Here is a 22,636-nt window from a genome sequence, read left to right as displayed (position 1 = left end):
AGGTCTCGGTCCGACTCAGGCGGTGGCCTCGGTCGCGTGTTCGGCGGTGCCTTCGAGGATGGTTCGGGCGATCAGCTCCGGGTTGTCCCACATCGGCACGTGGCCGCAGTCGGGCAGGGTCAACCAGCGGGTCTGTGCGGGCAGTTCGTCGCGGACCTGGCTGGTGGAGTGGGGGAGCATCCGGTCCAGATCGCCGAAGGCGACGGTGACCGGGACCGAGATCGACTGTCCGCCGGTGAATCTCGTGTGCTCGGCGGTGCGCAACAACCGGCGCAGGGTGGGACCCGAGCGGTGCAGGTCACGGCCCATCGCGATGGCGTCCGCGGCGGTCATGCGCTCGGGGTGGCCGACGACGACATCCAGCAGCGTGCGGCGGATCGCCGTGACGGCGAGTGCGTGCCGCGCGGGCGTGCGGGTGAGTGCGGAGGCGGCCAGTCCGGTCAGGAAGATTCGGCGCAGGGGTTTCGGCATTCCGTTGTGCCACAGTGCCGCCGGGGCCAGCGCGACGACGGATCGGGCCAGCCCCCGCCTGGCCGCCTCGAGCGCGATGAAGCCGCCGAGCGAATTCCCCACCAGGTCGACGGGACCGTCCAGGCCGAGCCTGCGCAGTTCGGCGGCGAGCTCGGTCACCAGCCATTCGGCGTCGATCTCCATGCCGCCCGGCGGCGGGGTGTCACCGAAACCCGGCAGGTCCAAAGCGATCACGCGGCGATGTGTGGCCAGCCGATCCAGTACCGGCAGCCAGCAGCGGGCGGACGCGCCCGCTCCGTGCAGCAGCACCAGGGGTTGACCCGCGCCTCGTTCGATGCGGTGCCAAGCGGTCATTGCAATGCTCCTTCCTCGGCCCGGTCGTAGAGCGACTCGATCGTTTCGGCGTACTTGGCGGCGATCGGCTTGCGTTTGAGTTTCATGGTGGGAGTGAGTTCTTCGCCGCCGGGCAGCCATTCGTCGCCGAGCAGGGCGAAGCGTTTGATCTGTTCGACCCGGGCCAGCCCGGTGTTGGCCGCATCCACGGCGCCGGCGACGGTCGCGCGCACCCGCGGATCCATGGCCAGCGTGCCGATGTCGGACGAGAGGCCGTGCCGCTGGGCGAATCCGGAGGCGGCTTCGGGATCCAGCACGATCAACGCGACGTTGTAGGGTCTGCCGTCGCCGATCGCCACCGCCTGACCGATCAGCCCGTGCGAACTCTTCAGGGCCGCTTCGATATTCGCCGGGGACATGTTCTTTCCCGAGGCGTTGATGATGAGTTCCTTCTTGCGGTCGACGATCCGCACATACCCGTCGGTGTTGACGGCGGCGATATCGCCGGTGTGCAGCCAGCCGTCGGAATCGACGGTCTCGGCGGTCTTCTCGGGTTCGCCACGATAGCCGCGCATCACCACCGCGCCGCGGATCAGCAGTTCACCGTCGTCGGCGAGCCGCAGCTCCACTCCGGGCACCGCCGTGCCGACGGTGCCGATGCGGGCGCGGTGGGGATGGTTGATGGTGGCCAGGCCGGAGGACTCGGTCATGCCGAACGCTTCGATGAGTGGGATGCCCAGTGCCGCAAAGAATTCCAGTACTCCCACGGGGGTGGGGGCGGCGCCGATCATGATGAACCGGCAGCGGTCCAGGCCCATCGTCGTGCGCAGCGGCGCGAAGACAGCGGCATCCGCCAGCCGGTGCGCGGCGATCAGCGCCGGGTGCAGATCGCTTCCGGCCTGCCGTGCGCGTACCCGGCGCAGCGACAGGTGCAGAGCTTGCTGGAAGAGCAGCCGCCGCACCGGCGAGCTCGCGGCGACGCGGGCCTCGATACCCGACTTGGCCTTCTCCCACAGGCGCGGCACGCTGCCCCAATAGGTCGGCCGCACCCGAGACAGCACGTCCATGACCTCACCGAGGACCGGCGCGCTGGTGACGGTGGTGCCGGTCAGCATGGGGAAATAGTGGAATCCGAAGCGTTCGGCCAGGTGCGCGGTGGGCAGGAACGAGACCGAACATGCGGTGGAGTCCGGGAATTCGCGAGCCAGTTCGGTGAGCGCGCGCAGCATGGCGAGCTGCGAGGTATGGGTGATCTCGACGCCCTTGGGTGGGCCGGTGGTGCCGGAGGTGTAGACCAGGGTGAGCAGGTCGGTGCCGGTGACGGTCTGCCAGGCCGCGTCGAAATCGAAGGCGGGATCCGCGTCGGCTTCCAGTCGCGCGAGGGTGATGGTGTCGGCCGCCTCGGCATCGACGAGCACGATCTGCTCGATCATGGTGTGCGGCAGGGCGATCCGGATCTGCGGCAGGAAACGTTGCTCGGTCACCATGATGCGTGCGCCGGAGTTGGCGCAGACTCCGGCGATCTGTTCGGGTGTGAAGGTGTTGTACACCGAGTACGGGGCCGCGCCGAGATGGACGGCGGCGGTGTCGACGAGATGGAACTCCGGTCGATTCGTCAGCATCAGCGCGACGGTGTCTCCCCTCCGGACACCGTGGGCGGCCAGACCGGCGGTGAGGGATCGCACCCGGGCGGCGTAGTCACCCCAGGTGTATTCGACGGAGCCGTCCGCGGTGCGCAGGGCGACGCGGTCGCGGTGGACGGTCGCCGTGCGCTGGAATGCCTCGCACAGCGTCGTTGCCGTCGTCACTTGTTCCTCCCACGTGTTTGTCATCGAGTCCAAGCGCGTGGGCAGGCCACGTTGCCATTGACCCAGGATGGCCGAGAACACAAGGCCGCGGCTATGGCGCGAGTGTCGAAGTTCCACTGGGCATATTTGTCAACGGCGACAAATCGACGCTAGTGTCCAACCATCATGGCCCGTGTCCCGACGCCCCGAGACGAGCTGCTCGAACTGGTGCTGACCGAGCACACCGAGCTGCTTCCGGCCGTGCTCGAACGGATGCGTGGCGAGATCCCGAGCTATGGCCGCCTGGATCGGGCGCAGCTGGTACCGGAGGCCGAGAGCACCTTCCAGCGGCTGTTGCGGGCGATCGTCGAACGCCGTGAACTGGGTGCCGCCGAACTCGCCATGCTCACCGCGCACGGTGAGGCGCGCGGGCGGCAGGGAGTTCCGGTCACCGATATGTTCCGCGGCTGGCGCATGGCGGTTCGGCTGATCCTGGAGGAAACGGTTGCCGTCGGCCAGCGTTCGGGCGTTCCGGATCGGGAACTGCTCGCACTGAGCCAGGATCTGCTGGCGATCACCGACGCGGCGATTGTCGCCATGGCGCACGGTCATCGCATCGCCGAGGCCGAGCAGACCCGCCACGACCAGCATCGGCGCGCGGACCTGGTGCGCGGCATCCTGTTCGGCACCCTCGGCCCGGCCGAGATCCGGATCCAGGTCGAGCGCTACGGCCTCGCCGCCGATGTGCCGTACCGGGCGGTGCGCGGCCGGCCGACCGCCGCGCTGCCCGCCGCCACCCTGGCGCGGCTGCTCGAAGCGGCGCCGGACGGCGCGCGCCCGCGCGGCCTGCTGGCCGTGATCGACGGCGACATCGCCGGTTTCATCGAGATGGCGCCCACCGGTGACATTCCGGCGGCCGTGGGCCTGGGCTCACCCGCCCCGCTGGAGCGCATCGAGCCTTCCTTCCGCCGTGCCACGCGCGCCATGATCACCGCGGATGCGTTCGGCCGCAACGGTGTTCACGAGCTGTCCGATCTGGGCCTGCTGCCGGCGGTCTTGGCCGATACCGAGGTCGGCGACGAGATCATGCGTCGCTATGTCACCCCGCTGGGTGAAAGTGACAGTGCCGCAGCGCTACTCGATACCGTCGAACACTATCTGAGCAATGGCATGCGCGCGGATCTCACCGCCGCGGAACTGCGATTGCACGCCAACAGTGTTCGCTACCGCTTGCGTCGCTTCGAGCAGTTGACCGGTGTCGAGCTGAGCGACCCCGGCCGCACCCTGGAGGTCTGGTGGGCGCTGCAACGCCGCCGCGTCCGTCGATCCCGGACGGCATCGACGGACGCGGACTAGCGGTCAGCGGTTCGCCAGCGCCGCTTCGGGTTCGGTGCGGGCGGCGCGGTCGATCTTGGCGCTGAGGGCGGCGAGCAGGCCGGTCAGCAGGCTGATGGTGGTCTCGTCGGCGAGGTTGCCCGCGTCGTCGAAGCGTTCGTGTGAGCGGAAGGTGATCACCTCGGGCTTGACGACGACGTCGCTCTCGGTCCAGAGGAAGACCTGGCGCAGGGCGAGTTGTGCTCGGACCGAACCGAATTGGGTGGGGGCCGCGCCCATGATGGCGATCGGCTTGTGGGCGAGCGGGACGCCCTCGGTCCTGGTCCAGTCGGTGCTCGCCCAGTCGAGGGCGTTCTTGAGCACGCCGGGGACCGAGTAGTTGAATTCGGGGGTGGCGATGAGCAGGCCGTCGGCGGCGGTGATGCGGTCGCGCAGGTCGGTCACGATGGCGGGGCGGCGCTGCGGGCTGTCGAAGTCGAAATCGTAGGGCGGGATGGAGCGCAGCCGGTCGTAGATCTCGATGTCGAGGCCGGTGTCGAGCTGCTGGGCCGCGCGCAGCAGGGCGGTGTTGTGGGATTCGGCGCGCAGGCTGCCGGAGATCGCGAGAATCTTGTAGCTGGTCACTGCCAGGAATCTAGGTGCGACGGGTTGGCGGGTCGGGGGTCGTGCCCGCCGTTTTCGGGACATTTCACGCCAAACCGACTGGTAGAGCGGGGGTGCCGGGGTCGTAGGCTTCGGCGGTGATCGAAGGCACCATCCCCACCCGCATCGCGGCGCTGATTCGCGCCACCGCACTGCGTGCCGGTGTCGACCCCGCCGAGCTGGCGGCCATCGATCCGGCGGTCGGGCCGGCGGTGCTGGGGGACGATCTGCTTCGCGTCTCCACCGGATGGGCTTGGCGCGCTTGGGAATTGATCGACGCGGCGGCCGGGCCGGGGTCGGGTCTGCTGGCGACGGCGGCGGCCGATCGCGGCGGTCTGCACGTGTGGGACTACCTGTTCACCAGCGCCCCGACACTGGTCGAGAGCCTGCGCACGGTCGTCGAATTGCGAGGCATCGTCACCGATCCGGCGGTCGGCTGGGAGGTGGTGCACAGCGGTGGACTGCTGACCGTGCGCGAGGCCGCGCCCATCGAGCCCGCGGTGGTGCTCGCGCCGATCGAGGAGTTCATGCTCTCGATGATGCTGCGGCGGGCGCGGGAGGCCACCCGCTCGCAGCTGGTGCCGGTGCGGGTCGCGTTCACCCATCAGCGATCGGAGCGCTATCGGCTGCTGGTCGACGAATTCGGCACCGGCCGCATCGATTTCGGGGCCGAGCACGCCGAGATCATCTTCCTCGACGCGGCCGCGCTGCCGACCGGCGCGGACGCGCACCTGGGCGCGATGCTGCGCCACTACGCCGAACTGGTGCTGGCCACCTCCCGGACCGTGCCCAGTGGGCAGGACCTGATGCGGGTGGCCATCGCCGCCGCGCTCGACGCGGGCGAACTCACCCTGGACGGCGTGGCCCGGCGGCTGGCGATGAGTTCCCGTACGCTGCAACGCCGATTGAGCGAGCTGGACACCAGTTGGCGATCGGAGGTCGAGGCGGTCCGGCACGAGCGAGCCGTCGCGCTGATCCGGGATACCGGCCTGCCCGTGCAGTCGATCGCGGTCCGGTTGGGCTACACCGACGCCCGTACGCTGCGGCGGGCCTTCCATCGCTGGACGGGTCGGGGACCGGACGAATTCCGCCGTAATCCGGACCCGGTGACCGCCGCGGTGGCGACCGGGGAATAGGTTTCATCGACACGGAGTTAACGGGAGTCTGAGATATGTTCCGTTAGAAGGTGATACGAGATGGCCGTTTCCGATACCGATCGGATGATCGACGAGGCCGTCACGCGGGATCGGGCGCGTGACCGGCGTGAAGTCTCGGTGAGCACCGTCTCCTCGCATCTGGTGAGTGTGGTCGCGGAGGCCGCGATGGCCGCGGGCGCCGACCGGCAGCAGATCACCCGCATCCTCGGCGGTGACCCGGCGCTGCTGGCGGACAGCGGCACCCGGATCCCCACGGTGACCATCGCGCGGCTGTGGGATCTGCTGCGCGAGTTCGCCGGTCCGGAAGCCGGTGTGCTGGCGGCCGAGCACGCCGAGCGGGGCCGCCTCTACGTCTGGGACTACCTCATCGCGCTCGCGCCGACCCTCGCCGAGGGCCTGCGCGACGCCGCGCGGTTCAACTCCACCATGTGTGATCCGCGGGTCGCGCTGACCGTGGTCGAGGACGGATCCCTGCTCACCGCAAGCTATTTCGATCTGCCGCACCGGGAACCGGTCGATGCGCTCAGCCGGGAGTTCGCGGTCGCGGTGACGCTGCGGCGGGCCCGGGAGGGCTTCGGCGCGGCCGCTGTTCCGGTGCGGGTGGACTTCTCGCATCGGGCGCCGGTGGATCGCGGCTACCTGACCCGCGCGCTCGGTACCGCGAATGTGCACTTCGGTCAGGGCCGGGACGCGATCACGTTCATCGGGACCGGGTCCGCGACCACGGCGCAGGCGAACGACCCGGTGCTACAGCAGATTCTGCGCGCGCACGCCCGGCATCTGCAGGAGTCGATCGGTCCGGAGCCCGCCTGGCCCGCCGCGTTCCGGGCGGTGCTGCGCGCCTCGATGCCGGAGCACGGCGGGGACGGTATCCGGCTGGACGAGGTGGCGCGGCGACTGCGGCTCAGTGAGCGCACCGTGCAGCGCCGCCTGGCCGAGTACGGGACGACCTGGAGCGCCGAAGTCGAACTGGTGCGGCGGGATACGGCGATCGGCCTGCTGCGCGAACGGGACCGGTCGATCCAATCGATCGCCCTGCAACTCGGCTACCGGGACCGCCGCGTGCTCGCCCGTGCCTTCCGGCGCTGGACCGGGCAGTCTCCGGCCGCCTTCCGCCGGGCGCTCGCGAACACGGACGGTGAGGGCGAATAGGGGCAGGTGGTGACGGTCAGCACGAGTGGTGCGGGACCGGTTGCGGGAGCGCCGGTGAGCGGCGGTGAGTCGACGGTGAGGGTTCGGTGAGGGCTCCGGCCGAAGCTTTGGTCATGAGCAACGCACAGCAGTTCACCAGCAAGACCGTCCTGATCTCCGGCGCCAGCATCGCCGGTCCCGCCCTCGCCTACTGGCTGCACCGGTACGGGTTCACCGTCACCGTCGTCGAGCAGGCCCCGAGTCTGCGCGAAGGCGGCTACAAGGTCGACATCCGCGGCGCGGCAATGGATGTCATCGAGCGCATGGGCCTGACCGGGGAGATTCGCAAGGCCTCCACCGATATGCGTGGCGGCGCGTGGGTCGACGCCAACGGCAAGACCCTCACCACCCTGGGCCCGGACCTGATCGGCATGCGGGCTCCCGGCGACGACGAGGTGCTGCGCGGCGATCTGGCCCGAATCCTGTTCGACGCCACCAAGAGTGGGGTGGAGTACCTCTTCGGTGACTCCATCACCGGCATGGTGGAGCACGCCGAGGGTGTCGAGGTGCGCTTCGGGCACGCGGCGGCTCGCATGTTCGACCTGGTGATCGGCGCGGACGGCATGCATTCGGCCACTCGCCGTACCGTTTTCGGCCCCGAGGAGCAGTTCGTCCGCTCCACCGGAATGGCCGTCTGCGCCTACACGGTGCCCAACGATCTGGGTCTGGATCGCTGGGAGCTGGTGCACCCCACCCCGGGTCACGTGGTGCAGGCGTACAGCACGGCGGGGGCCGCGGCCAAGGCGCAGTTCATCTTCCCGGCTCCCGAGCAGTTGCCGGATCGCCGCGATGTGGCCGGTCAGCAGCGCCTGGTGTCCGACGTGTTCGCCGATTCCGGTTGGGAGACCCCGGGTCTGCTCGCCGCCATGCCGAATTCACCCGACTTCTACTTCGATTCGGTCGATCAGATCCACCTCGACACCTGGTCGCGGGGCCGGATCGCGCTGATCGGCGATGCCGCCTGGTGCCCGTCACCGCTCTCGGGTCAGGGCACCAGCATGGCCCTGGTCGGCGCGTACGTGCTGGCCGGTGAGCTGAAGGCCGCCCACGGCGACCACCGCGCCGCCTTCCTCGCCTACCGGGAAGCCCTGCGCCCCTACGTCACCGAGAACCTCGCGCTCGGCTGGAAGAACGCCACCGACATGGTCGCCACCACCCCGGGCACGCTGAAGGTCCACATCACCGCCATCAAGGTCATGCGCTACCTGCCCTGGAAGGGCATGGCCCTGCGCTCGATCATGAAGCCGCTGAACCACGCCGCCAACGCGATCGAACTCGCGGATTACTGAATCCCGCCCCGGCCCGCGAGGCGGATTGCTTCCGGCTGGCCCGCGAATCGGCGCGCGTGATCGACCATATGACCTGGAGCGGATGTACCCGTCCTACGGCAATCTCTCGCCGCGTGACGTCTCCTCCCGCGCTGCAACGGCTGGGCCGCGACACCATCGCCGAGCGCTACGGCAATCTGTTCTCGATGTACCAGGACGCCACCGGCGAGGACCCCTACCGCACGCCCATGCGGATCGCCCCCGGCGCGCACTTCTCGATGGGTGGCCTGTGGAGCGATTTCGACCAGATGACCTCCATCCCAGGGCTTTTCGTGGCCGGTGACGCGAGCTGGAGCTATCACGGTGCGAACCGGCTGGGCGCGAACTCGCTGCTCTCGGCGTGTGTCGACGGCTGGTTCACGCTGCCCTACTCGGTGCCGAACTATCTGGCCGGTCAATTGGGCACCGCGCCAACGGGTCCCGACCATCCCGCCGTGACCGCGACGCTGGCCGATGTCTCGAAGCGGGTCGAGGGGTTGCTGTCGATCTTTGGCAGTCAGGGCCCGGATTCGCGGCCCCGAGAACTGAATTCGATCATCGGTCGAGGCTCGGCGCGGCCGGGGTGAGAGTGGACAGGACGCGGTGGGCGCGGGCGCTCATCTCGGCAGCGGTCTGGTCCGGGTTGTCCAGCCACCAGGAGACGATGGCGGTGACACTGTTCATCCAGACCCGGGTCAGGACGGCCAGATCGTGGGGGTCGGAGAGGGCGGCGGTGGTGAAGGCCGAACCGACTCCGGCGGCGGCCTGTTCGGCGATGAGGGCGCGGAAGCGGCGGGCTACGGCGGCGGTGTCGGTGCCGGGGGGTGCGCTGCGGTCGTAGAGGACGGCCCAGTCGTGGGGGCGGGGTTCGAGGGCGGTGAAGATGGCGTCGAGGACGGCCGTTGCGGCGGTGACGAAGGTCGGGCCGGGGGATCGCATGGCCTCGGCGATGCCGGTGGACAGGGTGGTGCCCGCGCGTTCCACGCAGGCGGCGCACAGGCCGTCCTTCGACGAGAAGTACTGGTATACCAGCGGTTTGGAGACGCCCGCGCGGGTGGCGACCTCGGTGACCAGGACCGACGCGTAGCCGCGGGTGCCGAATTCGATCGCCGCGGCATCCAGGATCTGCGTCTCGCGTTCCTCACGTGGCATGCCCTTGCTGCCGGATCTCCGCGCCATCGTCTCGCACCTCGCTCTCGTCGCTGTCGCAGATCTCGACGATATCTGTCCCGGCAGGACCGGCCGTACGGGCAGTCTGAACAGCGAATTCATGAAACATGACAAATCAAGTAACCTCGGGGTCAATTATGTCTGCTACCGTCGGTTACGCATACATAGGGGTTTGCGAAAGGACCGTCAGTGAGCTTGAAAGATGTCGTTCTCCACGCCGTGCAGCGCAGTGCCTCGGGCTCATACGCGTTGCGCGGCACGCCATTCGATCCCGACACCGCGTTCCACCCGCCGCAAGGCCGGTATCGGACCGCGCATTACGGGCTGATGCTGCCGAATCTGCCCGCGCCACTGAACTTCCTCGATGTGATCACCGTGATCGGGCAGCCGCGAATCACGCTGTGGCGCAACGATCATCTGGTCGAGACCATCGATGCCGACAGCGCCGCCCTGCTGATCGGGACAGGAATCGAGTTCCCCGGGCAGTTCCGGGGCTATCAGGTCGCGCGGGATCTGGAACTGGCTCCGGATTCGAGCCTGCTGCGCTTCGGTGACGACCTTCGCTTCGAGGGCTCGTATCCCGAGTTCACCGTCACCTACCGGAACCCGGCGTTCGACCTGGATCTGCGAGTTCACGCCTCCGACAAGGTTTCTCACTTCGCGAAGTTCCGCGGCGGCCTCTACGACCACTGGTCGCTGCTGTGCAGCTACGAGGGCACCGTCACCTGGAACGGCGAGACCGTCGAGCTCTCCGGCCTCAACACCCTCGAATACGCCCGCGGCGTGGCCGTCCCACTCCCGTTCACCTTCTTCACCTATCAGATCATCAATATCGACGACACCACCCAGGTGCTGATGGTCGAAGTGCTCGGCCCCCTCGGTGTTCCGGTGCAGCGTGCGGTCTACCTGCGTTCGCTCACCGACCACGGCGGCACCTACGAGAACAATTTCGCCTTCGAAGTCCAACGCCTGGAAGCGATTTCCCGCCGCACCCCCAACGGCCTGTCCATGCGCCTGGCCACCGATTTCAGCTGGCGCGTCGACGACGACCACGGCGACGAACTCATCGAGATCCACGGCGTCACCAACAACGACTACGTCTACGGCATGGCGGGCGGGTACGCGGGCAGCTACCGCTACACCGGCCGATTCCGGGGCGAGCCGATCACGGGCACGGGCTATATCGAATACATCGGCAACCGCTGATCTTTCGATTGCCACCGGTTCGCTGAGCCGACTGAGCGGTACTGTGGGGTGGACAGTCCGGTACAGCGAAGGGGCGTCAGATGACTCGGCAGCCGGATACCTCCGCGGCCTCGGACGCAGATCTCGATCTCGGAGCGCTGTATCGGCGGCTGCATCAATTTCCCGAGCTGTCCAACCAGGAATTCCGGACCGCGGAATTGCTGGCCGACGCGATTCACGGGTGCGGATACGAGACGACGACCGCGGTGGGCGGCACCGGCGTGGTCGGGGTGCTGCGCAATGGCGACGGTCCCGTGGTGATGCTGCGGGCCGATATCGACGCGCTGCCGGTGGCGGAGAAGACCGGGCTGGCGTACGCGAGCACGGAGCGGGCCACCGACCACACCGGCGCGGAAGTCCCCGTCATGCACGCGTGCGGGCACGATATGCACGCGGCGTGCCTGGTGGGAGCGGCCCGGCGGCTCGCGCGCACGGCCCGCGAATGGTCCGGCACGTTGCTGCTGGTGTTCCAGCCGGCCGAGGAACTCGCGTGCGGTGCGCGGAACATGGTCGAGGACGGGCTGTTCGAGCGCTTTCCGGTACCGGGCATCGTGCTCGGTCAGCATGTCGGCCCGCTGCCCGCCGGAATGATCGGGTACGGCAGCGGGCCCCTCATGGCGAGCGCGGATTCGGTGCAGATCGTGCTGCACGGGCGTGGTTCGCACGGGTCGCGGCCGGAGGCGTCGATCGATCCGGTGCTGATGGCCGCCCATGTCGTCACCCGGTTGCAGGGCATCGTGTCGCGGGAGATCGCCGCGAGTGAGACCGCGGTCGTCACCGTCGGGCGGCTACAGGCCGGTGCGAAGGACAACATCATTCCCGACACCGCGGAGCTCGGCGTCAATATCCGCACCTACAGCGAGGAGAACCGCGCCCACGTGAAGGCGGCGGTCGAACGCATCGTGCGCGCCGAGGCGGTGGCCTCCGGGGCGGAGCGCGAACCCGAATTCGATTGGGACATCAGCGCTCCCGTCCTGATCAGTGATCCCGACGCGACCGCGGCGACGATCGCCGCGTTCACCGCGTATTTCGGTGCGGGCCGACTGTTCCCGATCCCGGTCGTCACCGCGAGCGAGGACGTCGGCGTATTCGGCGCGGCAGCGGGGATTCCGACCGTCTTCTGGTTCTTCGGCGGCATGAATTTGGCGGGCAGGCGCATGGAAGACCTGCCCGCCAACCACTCTCCGTTCTTCGCCCCCGAGATCGAACCGACGCTGAGCACCGGTGTGGACGCCCTGGTGGTGGCGGCCCGGACCTGGCTCGCCCCGGCTAGTTGATCAGCTTCTCGCTCTTCAGCCAGTCGTAGGCGACGTCGGAGGGGTCGGCCCCGTCGATGTCGACGCGACCGTTGAGATCCTGCATGAGCTGGTCGGTGAGCCGCTCGGAAATGGTGCCGAGCAACGTGCGGATCTGGGGATACCTGTCGACGACCACGCCGCGCACCACCGCGGTGCCGCTGTAGGGCAGGAAGAACTTCTTGTCGTCTTCCAGCACAGTCAGATTCAGGTTCTTGACGCGGCCGTCGGTGGTGTACACCATGCCGAAGTTGCACGGCGAGCTCTTGGCGGTCGCCGGGTAGACGACGCCCGCGTCCATCCGGGTGACGTTGCCGGCGGGCACGCCTTTCGAATCGTTGTAGGGGATACCGTATTTCGCCAGCATCGGGATGAAACCGTCGGAGCGGCTGAAGAATTCGTCGTCGACGCAGAACGTGCGGTCGCCGACGGGCAGTGCGGCGACATCCGAGAGCGACTTGACCTTCAACCGTTGCGCGGTCGGGGTGGAGGCGGCGAAAGCGTAGGTGTCGTTGAAGTTCGACGGCGGCAACCACTCCAGATCGTGGTCGGCCTTCTCGATGTCGTGCACCCGCTGCCACAGCTCGTGCGGGTCGGCGATGGTCTCGGTCTCGTTGTGGTAGTTGACCCAGCCGGTGCCGGTGTACTCCCAGAGGATGTCGGCGTTCCCGTTGAGCTGCGCCTGCCGCGAGGACGCCGAACCGGGCGCGCCGGTCAGATCCGTGACGTCGGCTCCGGCCGCGGCCAGATAGGTCGCGGTGATCTTGCCGAGCAGCACGCCCTCGGTGAAGCTCTTGGAGGTGACGACCAGCTTCGCGCCGTCGAGCGGCTTGTCCCCGCCGGGCAGCGTCGCGGAGTGGAAGGTGCCCGAAGAGCTCACCAGCCCGCATCCGGCCAGCAGCGAAACCACCAGCAGCGCAATCGATCCGAACCGTACCGGACTCATGACACACCTCGCGGGGTCGCGGCCCATTCGACCAGCCGCCCGAGCCAGTCGATGACCAGCGCCAGCAGGCCGACCAGAATCGCGCCGGAGATGAGCAGTCGGGGCAGGAACAGGGTGACACCGGTGGTGATCAGGGTGCCGAGGCTGGTCGCGCCGATGAAGGTGCTCAGCGTCGCGGTGCCGACCAGGATCACCAGCGCGGTGCGCACGCCGTTGAGGATCACCGGCACCGCCAGCGGCAGCTCCACCTGCACGAGGGTGCGCGCGGCCGAGAACCCGATCCCGCGCGACGCCTCGATGGTGCGCTGATCCACCTGCCGCAGTCCGACGATGGTGTTCTGCAGGATCGGCAGGATGGCGTACACGACGAGACCGATTACGGCAGTGCGGAATCCGGTGCCCAGCCAGAACGTGAACAGCACCAGCAGTCCCACCGCCGGTGCGGCCTGGCCGATGTTGGCGATGTTCACGGCGACCGGTTCGAAGCGCTTCAACGCCGGTCGGGTGAGCGCGATGCCCAGCGGTATCGCCACCACGACGACGATCAGCGTCGCCACCACGGTCAGCTTGATGTGCGCGAGGATCGTGGTCTGCAGATTGGCCCAGCCCAGCGACGCCTGCTCGGTCGCGGTGAAGGTGGTGGACCGGTACCACAGGAAGTAGCCGATCCCGATCGCGAGAATGATGATCGGCTCGAACCAGACGTCGATCGGTATGCGCCGCAACCGATTCATGACGGCCCACCCGATTCGAGGTCCTCATCGGCCGCCGGTTTCCCGGGTGCGGGGGCGAGCGAGCCGGGCTCGTCCGCGGCGGCGATCACCGGTGTCGGCGCGGGATCGGTGCCGTCGACATAGGTTTCGTAGGACAGGTCGGGCTGCTCGGACTGCCCCTCCGCCAGCTTGTTCCGGATCAGCTCCGTCACCGCCACGATGCTCAATGCGCCGACGACCGCGCCGCGCCCGTCGGTGACGAGCGTGGCCCCCTGGCTGGCCGCGAGCATGGCGTCGAGGGCGTCGTTGAGGGTCGAGGACCGCGAGACCACGGGCAGCCGCCGGTCCAGGAAGTCCGAAACCTCCGGTTTGGACGCCACTTCCGTGAGCGTGGGCCACGAGCGCGGCCGCCCGGCCCGGTCGACCACCACGATCCAGTCCTGCCCCGCCGCCTTCGCCCGCGCGATCACCTGCCCCGACGGTTCGCCGATGCGCGCGGTGATCACCTTGTCGTACTCCACATCTCGCACCCGCGACACCGTCAGATACGCGAGTTTCGCGCCGGACCCGACGAACTCCTCCACGAACGGTGTCGCCGGATCGGTGAGGATCTCCTCCGGTGTCGCGTACTGCTCGATGTGCCCGCCCTCGGACAGGATCAGCACCTTGTCGCCGAGCTTGGTGGCCTCCTCGAAATCGTGGGTCACGATCACGATGGTCTTGCCGAGCTCGTGCTGGATCGCGATCAGGCTGTCCTGCAACCGAACTCGGGTGATCGGGTCGACCGCGCCGAACGGTTCGTCCATCAGCAGCACCGGCGGATCCGCGGCCAGCGCCCGCGCCACACCGACCCGCTGCTGCTGGCCGCCGGACATGTCCTTGGGCAGCCGGTCGGCGAACGCGGCGGGATCGAGCCCGACCAGATCGAGCAGGTAGTCGGTGCGCTCGGCGATGCGCTTCTTGTCCCAGCCCAGCACGCGCGGAATCGCGCCGACGTTCTTGGCCACCGACCAGTGCGGGAACAGGCCACCGGACTGGATGACGTAGCCGATCGACTGCCGCAGCTTGTCGGGATCCTCCTTGGTGACGTCGCGCCCGTCGATGAGGATGCGGCCCTCGGTCGGCTCGATCAGCCGGTTGATCATCTTGAGGGTGGTGGTCTTGCCGCAGCCGGACGGTCCGACGAAGGCGACGATGTGGCCCGCCTCGATATCCAGGTCCAGGCGTTCGACCGCCGGATTCTCCTGTCCCCGATAGCGTTTGACGACGCCGTCGAGGGTGATGGACGCGCCGGTCACATTGCGTTCCGCCGGTACGGTCCGGCGGGTCACCGCATCGGTCATGACAGTCCCTTCGCGATGGTGAGGCGTCCGAGCAGGACGAGGAGCGCGTCGAACACCAACGCGATCAAGACGATGAGAATGGTTCCGGTCAAAGCCATTTCGAGGGCGTTCGCGCCGCCGAGCCGGGACAGGCCGTTGAAGATGAGCGATCCGAGGCCGGGGCCCAGCACGTAGGCGACGATGGCGGCGACGCCGACCACCATCTGGGTGGAGACCCGGATGCCGGTGAGGATGACCGGCCAGGCGATCGGCAGTTCGACGGTCAGCAGGATGCGCGAGCGCGACAGCCCGATCCCGCGCGCGGATTCGATCACCGACTCCGGCACCGACCGCAGGCCCACGATCGCGTTGCCGATCACCGGCAGCGCCGCGAAGAACGCCAGCATGACGAACGACGGCACCACCCCGAGCCCGAACGGCACCAGCAGCAGTGCCAGCAGCGCCAGGGAGGGGATGGTCAGCGCCACCCGGCTGGAAGTCAGGGTGAGGGCCGACACCAGCGGCAGGCGGTAGACCGCGACCGCGATGAGGACCGCGATCACCGTCCCGACCAGAACCGTCTGGAATGCCAGGGACGCGTGCTGATAGGTGAGGAATGCCAGCACCTCGCCACGCCCTCGGATATAGCTCCACAAGTGCACGGGATTCCCCTCGTCGGTCGATGACCGGGTGGTTCCTGTCGGCGGGTTCGCGTGAGCCGTTCGACGCTAGCCGAAAGCGCGGGTCGGTCTCCGTCTCGGCGCGCGGTGGGCCGATCGCCGTTATGCCGTTGTGCCCTTCAGGCCGCGCGGGCGATGTCGGCGGGCGCGTAGGCCGCGGCGTCGCCCGCGATCACCGTGCTGGAGCGGCCGTCGACGCCGACCGGGACTTCACCGGCGAGGGTGATGCGGGTCAGTTTGCGGTGTTCGCTGCCGTCGTAGTCGTCGATGGCGTAGTGCTGGGTGGCGCGGTTGTCCCAGATCGCGACGTCGCCGAGCGACCAGTTCCAGCGGGTGGTGTGTTCCAGCCGGGTGATCCGCTGCTGGAAGAGCTGGAACAAGGCCTTGGACTCGCTGCCGGAGAGACCGACGAGTTCCTTCACGAAGCAGCCCAGCAGCAGGGCGCGTTCGCCGGTCTCGGGGTGCACCTCGACCACGGGATGCTCGGTCTCGAAGTAGGTCGACTCGAACTCCCGCCGATACGCGTCGGAATTCGATTGCGCCGCACGGCCTTCGCCCGCGTAGTCGTAGGTATTGGTGTGCCGGGCGCGCAGGCTCTCGGCCAGTACCTTCAACGGCTGCGGCAGCGCCCGGTAGGCGGCGACGGTGGAGGCCCAGGTGGTCGAACCGCCGTAGCTGGGCAGCGTGACCGCGCGCAGGATCGAGGCCTGCGGAACCCGGTCCACGAAGGTGACGTCGGTGTGCCAGACGTTGGAGCGCCCGTGCTGTGAGTCGATGGCCAGGCTCTTGGATCCGGCCGAGGACAGCGTCGGATGCGGCGTGGTCGGCGTGCCGAGCAGCTCGGCGAACTCGTACTGCCCGTCCTCGGTCAGCTGCTGCTGGCCCTGGAAGAAGATCACCTTGTGCTCGTGCAGCGCGGCGCGAATGGCCGCGATGGTCCGCGTGTCCAGCCCGCCACCGAGCTGGACTCCCTCGATGCGGGCACCGATGTGCGCGCCGAGCTTCACCACTCGGACCGCGCCACCGAAATCGGACAGGTTATCGACGGGCATGCGAGGGCCTTTCGCTCGAACCGGACAACAAGCCAGATGAAACCAGCTGTTGAACAGGCTGAACACCTTTACGGTCACCCGGATCGAATTAGGGCAACTGCTCGGCGAACTGAACTCGGTCGAGTGAGGCCTCGCGGGAGTGCGGGCTTATTCCTCTTCGGTGTTGCCGGTGAGGCCCAGCATCTGCAGCAGGTAGGCGCAGTCGGCGGCGTCGACCGCGTGGCTGGCGACGGTCAGGGAAGCCATGGCGTTCTGCTTCTCGCAGGCGGCCTTTTCGGCGGCGCGCGCCAAGCTGAACTCGCTCTGCTCGTGACGAAGGGTGGTCTGTCGTGCAGAGGTCATGTGAATACTTCCCGCCAATGGCGCCGGGTCAGCGAATCCGAATGACTCGCGCCGACTGAACCTCACCCTACGGGGCGCACTTCGATCACAGAACAGGTCGGTGTTCTTGGTGTGATACCCGCCGGTCAGCGCGGGGTCAGGGCGACGGCCCCGATCTCGATCAGCCGGTCGGGCTGTGGCAGCGCGGTGACCTCGAGCAGGGCGACGCTGGACAGCGCTGCCGGCTGGCGGGCCCCGGCCGCCGAAACCGCCGGCTAGCGGGTGGATACCGTACGCGCGGTCGCTGAGCTAGCGGCCCGCGCTCCGCATCAGGCCCTGCGAGGCCACGGAGGCCACCAATTCGCCGGTGTGGGTGAAGATCTGGATTCGCTCGTACATGCGGCCGCTGCCCGCGAACGGGCTCTCGCAGCGGAGCAGTAGCCATTCGTGCAGTGTGAAAGGGCGGTGGAAGGTGATGGTCTGGGCCAGCATGGCCGCCGCTCCGCGGCCGCCGCGGCGGGCGATCTCGGACTGCGGGTACGGGCGCATGGCGACCGGGCCGAGGAAGCCCTCGCTGCCGTGGGCCAGCAGGGCCCGGGAGATGCCGGGCAGGTCGGGGGCCTTGGTGCAGCGCATCCACACATCCAGTGACGGCGATGCAGACAGATCGAGGGCTACCGCGTCGGCCCCGCCGACTGTGCGGACCTCCCACGGCAGCAGGGCGCACGGGAGGTCCGCGCACTCGTCCGGGCCGGGTACGTCGTCGGGCAACGTCGCTGTGTGCGAGAGGAAGTCGGGTTCGTCGACGCTGAGCATGGCCAATATCCGGGCGTGCTCACGTCCGTCCTGCCGGAAGGACACCTGCACGGTGGCCAGCGCCCGACCCGACTGCACCACTTCCACATCCACATCGACCTCACGGTCCGCGTACCCGCCGCGCGGGAAGACGCCGTGCAGCGACTGCACCGCCATCTCCGGCACCGTCCGCTCGGCCGCGATCACCGCCTGCGCCAGCGTCTGGCTCCCCAGTGTCGTCGGCAGCGTCGAGGTCACGTTCCTGGCCCGGAATCGCCCCGGCCCGACCTCCCCGAGATCGAGCACGCTCAGCAGATCGTCCAGGTCGACGACCGGCCACAAATGAGTTCCACCGGCCACCGGAAAATGCTCGCACACCCCGGTGAAATCGGAATGTCCGAGGATCGGTGAGTGGATGCGTTCAGTCGTCCTGGAACGCCGCCCGCACGAAGCGTGGGCCGAGGTGGCCCCGCTCGTCCTGTGTGGAGCGCGCAGCGGTGTCCGGGTCTGCGCCGACGACGGCAAGGTCATGGAGCTGCTGGTGACCGCCGAATTCGTCTGCACCCCGGATGAATTGGCAGCCGGAGCGCATTTCGCGGTGACGAGAAGGAGTGCGGGCGCACCCGTCGGTGAGGTGGGCCGGGCGGTCGGCGACCAGCGGAGTGGGGTGACAACGGTGGAGTGACGGAACACGCTGTGCCCGACGCCGATTCGCTGCCTATCGTTCGACGAGCCAATTGTCTGAGAAGGTGGAAGGCTCTCTGAGGGGTCGAGCATCAGCTCGTTCCGCTCTGCCTCGTCATGTCAGGAAGTGTTCACAGTGGACCTGCGGAATTCGTTGCACCGCTACCCATCCCGTGCTCGGCGACTGTCGTGCTACTCCGTCTGGGCCGGGCTGTTGCTCGCCGTACCCGCTGTCGTCGGCATCGGACCGGTGTCGCCGCAGGCGCAGGCCGCGAGCTGCGCGGCGGCATCGGCCACCGTGCTGGTCGCGGCCGAGACGCCGGTGCTGGACTGGTCGGAGAACCTCGGTTACGACGGCGCGGGCAATCTGTGGGTATCGCGCTCGTGGCAGAGCGAGGTGCTGCGCTACGACAATTCGGGGCGGGTGACCGCCCGGGTCTCGATCGCGTTTCCCGCCGCGATTCGGCTCGGGCCGGACGGGCTCATGTACGTGAACTCGGGTGATCTCGCCGCGAACCTGAAGTCGGGCCTGCACGGCGGCGCGATCGTGCGCTTCGATCCGGCGGCCGTGTCCCCGATGCCAGAGGTCTTCGCCACCGGTCTGTCGCTGCCCAATGGGGCGGCGTTCGATGCCGACGGCAATCTCTATGTGGCGGACAGTGCTTCCGGTGTGCTGCGCATCGGGCGCGACGGGACCGTCGACACCGAGTGGAGCGCGCGGGCGCCGAAGAATCTCGACGTGCTCGCTGGAGTGGACGGCACCATGATCAACGGTCTGACCGTCGCCGGTGACGCGCTCTACGTCACGGTCACCGCCAGCCCGACCGGACGGGTGCTGCGGATCCCGATCGACGACCCGCAACACACCACCGTCGCCCTCGATCTACTGACCTCGGCGGGCACGATATCTCCCGACGATCTGATCGTCGGCAACGACGGCGATCTCTACATCGCCACCAGCACAGGCGCTTTGGTGCGCTCCGATCCGTCCGGCAACGCCTGCACGATCGCCGTCACCCACCCACTGACCTCGCTCGCCGTCGTCCCCGGGACGGACCACGAACTGGTCGCGGGCACTATGACCGGCGAGGTGCTGCGCATAGACCTGCCGTAAGTCTCGAAGAACCGTCCGCTGCCGCGCGGCCACCGAACTCAGCCCCAGGCGCGGCGAGTAGCGGGCAGCCCCGAGCGGCCCTGATCGTCCGGGACCACGCCCAGGACCTGGTGCAGGCCGAGGCCTCCGTCCTCGAAGCCGAGGGCGGAGGCGGCCATGTAGATGCGCCAGACACGGGCTCGGCCCTCGCCGGCCAATGCGACCGCGCGGTCCCAGTCGGCTTCCAGGTTCGCGACCCAGGCGCGCAGGGTGAGGGCGTAGTGCTCGCGCAGCGATTCGACGTCGCGGACCTCGAAACCGGCTCGCTCCATTGCCAATACGGTCTCACCGACATCGAGGAGTTCGCCGTCGGGGAAGACGTAGCGGCCGATGAAGGATCGGGGGCGGATCTTGGAGCCCCCGATCGAGGAGATGGCGTGGTTGAGCAGGCGGCCCTCCGGGCGGAGCAGGGCGCGCAGGGTGTCGAAGTATTCGGCCGCACGGTTCGCGCCGACGTGTTCGAACATGCCGATCGAGGAGATCGCGTCGAACTGCTCGCCGCGCAGATCGCGGTAATCGGCTAGCCGGATCTCGATATTCGCGGACAATCCGGCCTCGGCGACGCGCTTGCGGGCGAACTCGGCCTGCGTACCGCTGATCGTGACGCCCACGACCTGCGTGCCGTACACGGAGGCCGCGTGCATGGCCATCGAACCCCACCCGCACCCGACATCCAGCAGGCGCATGCCGGGGCGGTCGGCCAGGCCGAGCTTGCGGCAGATCAGATCGTGTTTGGCGCGCTGGGCATCCGCGAGCGGGACGGCGGCGTTCGCGCCTGCCCGGCCGTCGTCGTCCGGGGCGGCGAACCGTGCGCACGAATAGGTCATGCTCGGCCCGAGCACCAGCCGGTAGAAGTCGTCGCCGACGTCGTAGTGATGGCTGATCACCGCCGCGTCGCGGTTCCTGGTGTGCCGGGGTCCGCGCGGCGGCTGCGCCTCCTCGGGTGGCGGCTTCGGGCGCCGGCCGAGCGCACCCAGTTGCCGGGCCGCAGCGGTGGCCTGCAATGCACCGGCGATCCCGAGGCGGGCAGCGTCGGGCACCGCGGACTGCAGGGCGCGCAGGATCTTGAAAATATCGCCGTCGAGATCCACCGCCCCGGAGACGAATGCGCGCCCCAGCCCGAGTTCCCCCGGGGCCCAGACCATATGGCTCAGCGCGTCCTTCGACCGGAACCGCATGATGCCGGGCTGGTCTCCGGCGGGCTGTACCGAACTCCCGTCCCAGAACTCGAAACGCAATGGCGGCTCGGCCCCGAACGCGAGCCGCAGCAGAGGTGTGAACGCGGCCGCGACCGTCGCAGGTTTGCCCATGCCACCACTATCGTCCCGAAAACCGAGTGTGGGTGGGAGGTTGGCGGCGCGCGAACCGACGGTTCGCCGACCGTGACGCGCCGCCATCCGTCGAATCAACCGGGGATCAGGCCGAGTTGGCGGAGCAGGCTGATGTCGTCGAGGCGACCCCAGCGCTCGACGATCCGGTCACCGCTGATGCGGAAAACCTGAATCCCGGTGAGCACGAGGGTCTTTCCGGTGGGCGCGACGCCCATCAGCTCGCTGCGGTGGGTGCCGCGGGCGGTGAACCGTTCGACGACCAGATCACCCTCGGCGATGAGCGCATCGACGTCGCTGTGCCAGTCCGGCAGCGCTTCGCGGAACATCGCGGCCGCCAGTCGCAGCCCCTCCGCTCCGGCCGGAGCGCCCGGGAACGGATCGTCGTGATTGACGAAATCCGGGCCGAGGAAGCGGTCGACGGCATCGAGGTTGCCCTTGGTGAACAGTTCCTGGATGAAGGTGTCGACGAGTTGCTTGTTCTGGGTGGTGTCGTTGTTTGTCATGGTTCGATCGTCGAACCGGCCCGGGTGTCGCACCATCCCAGTTAGTTGGGGGTTCCGAACCGGAATCAGCCGAGGATACTGAGATGCGTGTCGAGAACATCCGACACGGCACGCGCCGTGCACGACCTGATCCGCCATTGCCATGACGGGACGGATGTACCCGCGCTGCACGCGCAACTACTGCGATCGGTGCGGCGAATTCTCCCCGTTGACGCGGCGTTCTTCGCCACCGCCGACCCCGAGACCCTGCTGTTCACCGGAGCCTATGCCGACGAGCCACTGAACGCGGCGACACCACTGTTCATGGACAACGAGTTCAGTGGTTTGGACGTGAATACGTTTGCGGCACTGGCTCTCTCGAACGAGCACGTCGCTTCTCTGGACTCCGCGACACACGCCGACCGCTGGGTCAGTGGACGGTATCGCGAGATCATGCGGCCGCTCGGCCTCGGCGACGAGCTGCGGGCCGCGCTGGTCGTCGGCTCGCAGTGCTGGGGTTATCTGTGCCTGCATCGCGAGGATCATCCGCTCGGCTTCACCGACGCCGAGGCCGCGCTGATCGCGAGCATCGGCCCGCACCTCGCCCACGCCCTGCGGCAAGCCGTGCTGCTGCACGGTTCCCCGGCCGGGGGCGGCGGAGAACCGGGTGTCGTGCTGCTCGCCGAAGACCTCGGCGTCGTGGCGGTCACGCCGGAGGCCGCGCATCTGCTGTCGCTGGTCGAGCAGAGCCGGTCGATCGAACTGCCGCTGCCACTGGCCGTGTACACCGTGGCCATGGCATTGCGGGCGATCGAGCAGGGCACGGCGTCGGCACGGACGTTGCCCACCAGTCGAATTCGCACCATCGACGGGCACTGGCTCACGCTGTACGCCTCGCGGCTGCAAGGGCCACCCAGCGAACAGCGCATCAGTGTCGTGGTCAAGGCCGCCGAAACCGCGTCCACTGTTCCGCTGCTGCTGTCGGCCTACGGGCTCAGTCCGCGCGAAGCCGAGGTCGCCCGGCTGGTGTTGCGCGGCAACTCCACCCGAGTCATCTCCGATACCTTGCACATCTCCCCGCATACGGTCCAGGACCACCTCAAGGTCGTCTTCGACAAGGTCGGTGTGCGCAGCCGCCGCGATCTCATCGGCCGGTTGCTCCAGCCGCCCGGGAGCAACGAGGGCTGAACGGTCCGGGTGTCGATCGTGCCGCGAGCTCGGTGA

General features: G+C 68.3%; 23 protein-coding genes. 10 read left to right on the top strand and 13 right to left on the bottom strand.

What is annotated here, in order from left to right; translation table 11 throughout:
• Window positions 1-15 precede the first annotated feature (15 nt).
• Together OG300_RS26340 and OG300_RS26335 are read right to left on the bottom strand one after the other, a co-directional pair.
• Window positions 16-825, bottom strand: a complete 810-nt coding sequence (locus OG300_RS26340; protein WP_405485720.1) for an alpha/beta fold hydrolase — start codon at window positions 823-825, stop codon at window positions 16-18.
• Window positions 822-2,612 (bottom strand): AMP-dependent synthetase/ligase, encoded by a 1,791-nt coding sequence (locus tag OG300_RS26335; RefSeq protein ID WP_405485719.1) that lies wholly within the window; start codon window positions 2,610-2,612, stop codon window positions 822-824. The genes OG300_RS26340 and OG300_RS26335 overlap by 4 nt, the downstream gene beginning before the upstream one ends.
• Before the next feature lie 165 nt (window positions 2,613-2,777).
• Between OG300_RS26335 and OG300_RS26330 the strand changes: the two genes are divergently transcribed.
• Window positions 2,778-3,947, top strand: a complete 1,170-nt coding sequence (locus OG300_RS26330; protein ID WP_405485718.1) for a PucR family transcriptional regulator — start codon at window positions 2,778-2,780, stop codon at window positions 3,945-3,947.
• Between the two features lie 3 nt (window positions 3,948-3,950).
• Here the strand turns inward: OG300_RS26330 and OG300_RS26325 are convergent, their stop codons facing one another.
• Window positions 3,951-4,550, bottom strand: coding sequence for an NADPH-dependent FMN reductase (locus OG300_RS26325; RefSeq protein WP_405485717.1), 600 nt, complete (start codon window positions 4,548-4,550; stop codon window positions 3,951-3,953).
• A gap of 116 nt (window positions 4,551-4,666) precedes the next feature.
• Between OG300_RS26325 and OG300_RS26320 the strand changes: the two genes are divergently transcribed.
• From OG300_RS26320 to OG300_RS26305, 4 genes are all read left to right on the top strand, one after another.
• Window positions 4,667-5,704 carry a helix-turn-helix domain-containing protein gene (locus OG300_RS26320; RefSeq protein ID WP_405485716.1) on the top strand — a complete coding sequence of 346 codons (1,038 nt, stop codon included), beginning with the start codon at window positions 4,667-4,669 and terminating at the stop codon, window positions 5,702-5,704.
• Between the two features lie 60 nt (window positions 5,705-5,764).
• Complete coding sequence (locus OG300_RS26315; protein ID WP_405485715.1) at window positions 5,765-6,877, top strand: AraC family transcriptional regulator ligand-binding domain-containing protein; 1,113 nt, start codon at window positions 5,765-5,767, stop codon at window positions 6,875-6,877.
• A gap of 113 nt (window positions 6,878-6,990) precedes the next feature.
• The gene (locus tag OG300_RS26310; RefSeq protein WP_405485714.1) at window positions 6,991-8,205 is read left to right on the top strand and encodes an FAD-dependent monooxygenase; all 1,215 of its coding nucleotides are present in this window, start codon (window positions 6,991-6,993) and stop codon (window positions 8,203-8,205) included.
• Between the two features lie 113 nt (window positions 8,206-8,318).
• Window positions 8,319-8,810, top strand: a complete 492-nt coding sequence (locus tag OG300_RS26305; RefSeq protein WP_405485713.1) for an FAD-binding protein — start codon at window positions 8,319-8,321, stop codon at window positions 8,808-8,810.
• Here the strand turns inward: OG300_RS26305 and OG300_RS26300 are convergent.
• Window positions 8,779-9,402 carry a TetR/AcrR family transcriptional regulator gene (locus OG300_RS26300; protein ID WP_405485712.1) on the bottom strand — a complete coding sequence of 208 codons (624 nt, stop codon included), beginning with the start codon at window positions 9,400-9,402 and terminating at the stop codon, window positions 8,779-8,781. The genes OG300_RS26305 and OG300_RS26300 overlap by 32 nt on opposite strands.
• 180 nt (window positions 9,403-9,582) lie before the next feature.
• Between OG300_RS26300 and OG300_RS26295 the strand changes: the two genes are divergently transcribed.
• A complete protein-coding gene (locus tag OG300_RS26295) occupies window positions 9,583-10,599 on the top strand; it encodes a DUF6670 family protein (RefSeq protein ID WP_405485711.1) in 1,017 nt (338 codons plus the stop codon).
• An 80-nt stretch (window positions 10,600-10,679) separates the two neighbouring features.
• Window positions 10,680-11,915, top strand: a complete 1,236-nt coding sequence (locus tag OG300_RS26290; protein WP_405485710.1) for an amidohydrolase — start codon at window positions 10,680-10,682, stop codon at window positions 11,913-11,915.
• Here OG300_RS26290 and OG300_RS26285 read toward each other — a convergent pair.
• From OG300_RS26285 to OG300_RS26255, 7 genes are all read right to left on the bottom strand, one after another.
• The gene (locus OG300_RS26285) at window positions 11,908-12,879 is read right to left on the bottom strand and encodes a glycine betaine ABC transporter substrate-binding protein (protein ID WP_405485709.1); all 972 of its coding nucleotides are present in this window, start codon (window positions 12,877-12,879) and stop codon (window positions 11,908-11,910) included. The genes OG300_RS26290 and OG300_RS26285 overlap by 8 nt on opposite strands.
• Window positions 12,876-13,613, bottom strand: coding sequence for an ABC transporter permease (locus tag OG300_RS26280; protein ID WP_405485708.1), 738 nt, complete (start codon window positions 13,611-13,613; stop codon window positions 12,876-12,878). The genes OG300_RS26285 and OG300_RS26280 overlap by 4 nt, the downstream gene beginning before the upstream one ends.
• On the bottom strand, window positions 13,610-14,935 hold the full coding sequence (locus tag OG300_RS26275; RefSeq protein ID WP_405485707.1) for an ATP-binding cassette domain-containing protein: 1,326 nt from the start codon (window positions 14,933-14,935) through the stop codon (window positions 13,610-13,612). The genes OG300_RS26280 and OG300_RS26275 overlap by 4 nt, the downstream gene beginning before the upstream one ends.
• Window positions 14,932-15,576: an ABC transporter permease gene (locus OG300_RS26270; RefSeq protein WP_405485706.1), complete on the bottom strand. Its 645-nt coding sequence runs from the start codon at window positions 15,574-15,576 to the stop codon at window positions 14,932-14,934. The genes OG300_RS26275 and OG300_RS26270 overlap by 4 nt, the downstream gene beginning before the upstream one ends.
• A 137-nt stretch (window positions 15,577-15,713) precedes the next feature.
• Window positions 15,714-16,646: a TauD/TfdA dioxygenase family protein gene (locus OG300_RS26265; protein WP_405485705.1), complete on the bottom strand. Its 933-nt coding sequence runs from the start codon at window positions 16,644-16,646 to the stop codon at window positions 15,714-15,716.
• A gap of 147 nt (window positions 16,647-16,793) precedes the next feature.
• Window positions 16,794-16,988 carry a hypothetical protein gene (locus tag OG300_RS26260; RefSeq protein WP_405485704.1) on the bottom strand — a complete coding sequence of 65 codons (195 nt, stop codon included), beginning with the start codon at window positions 16,986-16,988 and terminating at the stop codon, window positions 16,794-16,796.
• A 288-nt stretch (window positions 16,989-17,276) separates the two neighbouring features.
• Complete coding sequence (locus OG300_RS26255; protein ID WP_405485703.1) at window positions 17,277-18,122, bottom strand: acyl-CoA thioesterase; 846 nt, start codon at window positions 18,120-18,122, stop codon at window positions 17,277-17,279.
• A 55-nt stretch (window positions 18,123-18,177) separates the two neighbouring features.
• On the opposite strand from OG300_RS26255, the gene OG300_RS26250 reads away from it, so the two are divergent.
• Together OG300_RS26250 and OG300_RS26245 are read left to right on the top strand one after the other, a co-directional pair.
• Window positions 18,178-18,447 (top strand): hypothetical protein, encoded by a 270-nt coding sequence (locus tag OG300_RS26250; RefSeq protein ID WP_405485702.1) that lies wholly within the window; start codon window positions 18,178-18,180, stop codon window positions 18,445-18,447.
• A gap of 126 nt (window positions 18,448-18,573) precedes the next feature.
• Entirely contained in the window at window positions 18,574-19,560 is a 987-nt protein-coding gene (locus OG300_RS26245; protein ID WP_405485701.1) for a hypothetical protein, read from the top strand.
• Between the two features lie 38 nt (window positions 19,561-19,598).
• On the opposite strand, the gene OG300_RS26240 is transcribed toward OG300_RS26245, so the two are convergent.
• Both OG300_RS26240 and OG300_RS26235 read right to left on the bottom strand, forming a co-directional pair.
• Window positions 19,599-20,909: a class I SAM-dependent methyltransferase gene (locus tag OG300_RS26240; RefSeq protein WP_405485700.1), complete on the bottom strand. Its 1,311-nt coding sequence runs from the start codon at window positions 20,907-20,909 to the stop codon at window positions 19,599-19,601.
• 95 nt (window positions 20,910-21,004) lie between these two features.
• Window positions 21,005-21,433 (bottom strand): ester cyclase, encoded by a 429-nt coding sequence (locus OG300_RS26235; protein WP_405485699.1) that lies wholly within the window; start codon window positions 21,431-21,433, stop codon window positions 21,005-21,007.
• A gap of 87 nt (window positions 21,434-21,520) precedes the next feature.
• Here OG300_RS26235 and OG300_RS26230 point away from each other — a divergent pair, with 87 nt between their 5' ends.
• Window positions 21,521-22,600 carry a LuxR C-terminal-related transcriptional regulator gene (locus OG300_RS26230; protein WP_405485698.1) on the top strand — a complete coding sequence of 360 codons (1,080 nt, stop codon included), beginning with the start codon at window positions 21,521-21,523 and terminating at the stop codon, window positions 22,598-22,600.
• Window positions 22,601-22,636 lie beyond the last annotated feature (36 nt).

Origin of the sequence: Nocardia sp. NBC_00511, assembly GCF_045161165.1 — a bacterium.
Lineage (GTDB): Bacteria > Actinomycetota > Actinomycetes > Mycobacteriales > Mycobacteriaceae > Nocardia.
The sequence above is the reverse complement of the archived record's forward strand: the minus strand, read 5'-3'. Positions and strand labels throughout refer to the sequence as shown.

Coding starts and splice junctions, on each gene's coding strand:
- OG300_RS26285 (WP_405485709.1), bottom strand. CDS start 12,879: ATGAGTCCGGTACGGTTCGGATCGATTGCGCTGCTGGTGGTTTCGCTG.
- OG300_RS26290 (WP_405485710.1), top strand. CDS start 10,680: ATGACTCGGCAGCCGGATACCTCCGCGGCCTCGGACGCAGATCTCGAT.
- OG300_RS26315 (WP_405485715.1), top strand. CDS start 5,765: ATGGCCGTTTCCGATACCGATCGGATGATCGACGAGGCCGTCACGCGG.
- OG300_RS26340 (WP_405485720.1), bottom strand. CDS start 825: ATGACCGCTTGGCACCGCATCGAACGAGGCGCGGGTCAACCCCTGGTG.
- OG300_RS26240 (WP_405485700.1), bottom strand. CDS start 20,909: ATGGGCAAACCTGCGACGGTCGCGGCCGCGTTCACACCTCTGCTGCGG.
- OG300_RS26280 (WP_405485708.1), bottom strand. CDS start 13,613: ATGAATCGGTTGCGGCGCATACCGATCGACGTCTGGTTCGAGCCGATC.
- OG300_RS26310 (WP_405485714.1), top strand. CDS start 6,991: ATGAGCAACGCACAGCAGTTCACCAGCAAGACCGTCCTGATCTCCGGC.
- OG300_RS26260 (WP_405485704.1), bottom strand. CDS start 16,988: ATGACCTCTGCACGACAGACCACCCTTCGTCACGAGCAGAGCGAGTTC.
- OG300_RS26275 (WP_405485707.1), bottom strand. CDS start 14,935: ATGACCGATGCGGTGACCCGCCGGACCGTACCGGCGGAACGCAATGTG.
- OG300_RS26265 (WP_405485705.1), bottom strand. CDS start 16,646: ATGCCCGTCGATAACCTGTCCGATTTCGGTGGCGCGGTCCGAGTGGTG.
- OG300_RS26250 (WP_405485702.1), top strand. CDS start 18,178: ATGCGTTCAGTCGTCCTGGAACGCCGCCCGCACGAAGCGTGGGCCGAG.
- OG300_RS26330 (WP_405485718.1), top strand. CDS start 2,778: ATGGCCCGTGTCCCGACGCCCCGAGACGAGCTGCTCGAACTGGTGCTG.
- OG300_RS26235 (WP_405485699.1), bottom strand. CDS start 21,433: ATGACAAACAACGACACCACCCAGAACAAGCAACTCGTCGACACCTTC.
- OG300_RS26300 (WP_405485712.1), bottom strand. CDS start 9,402: ATGGCGCGGAGATCCGGCAGCAAGGGCATGCCACGTGAGGAACGCGAG.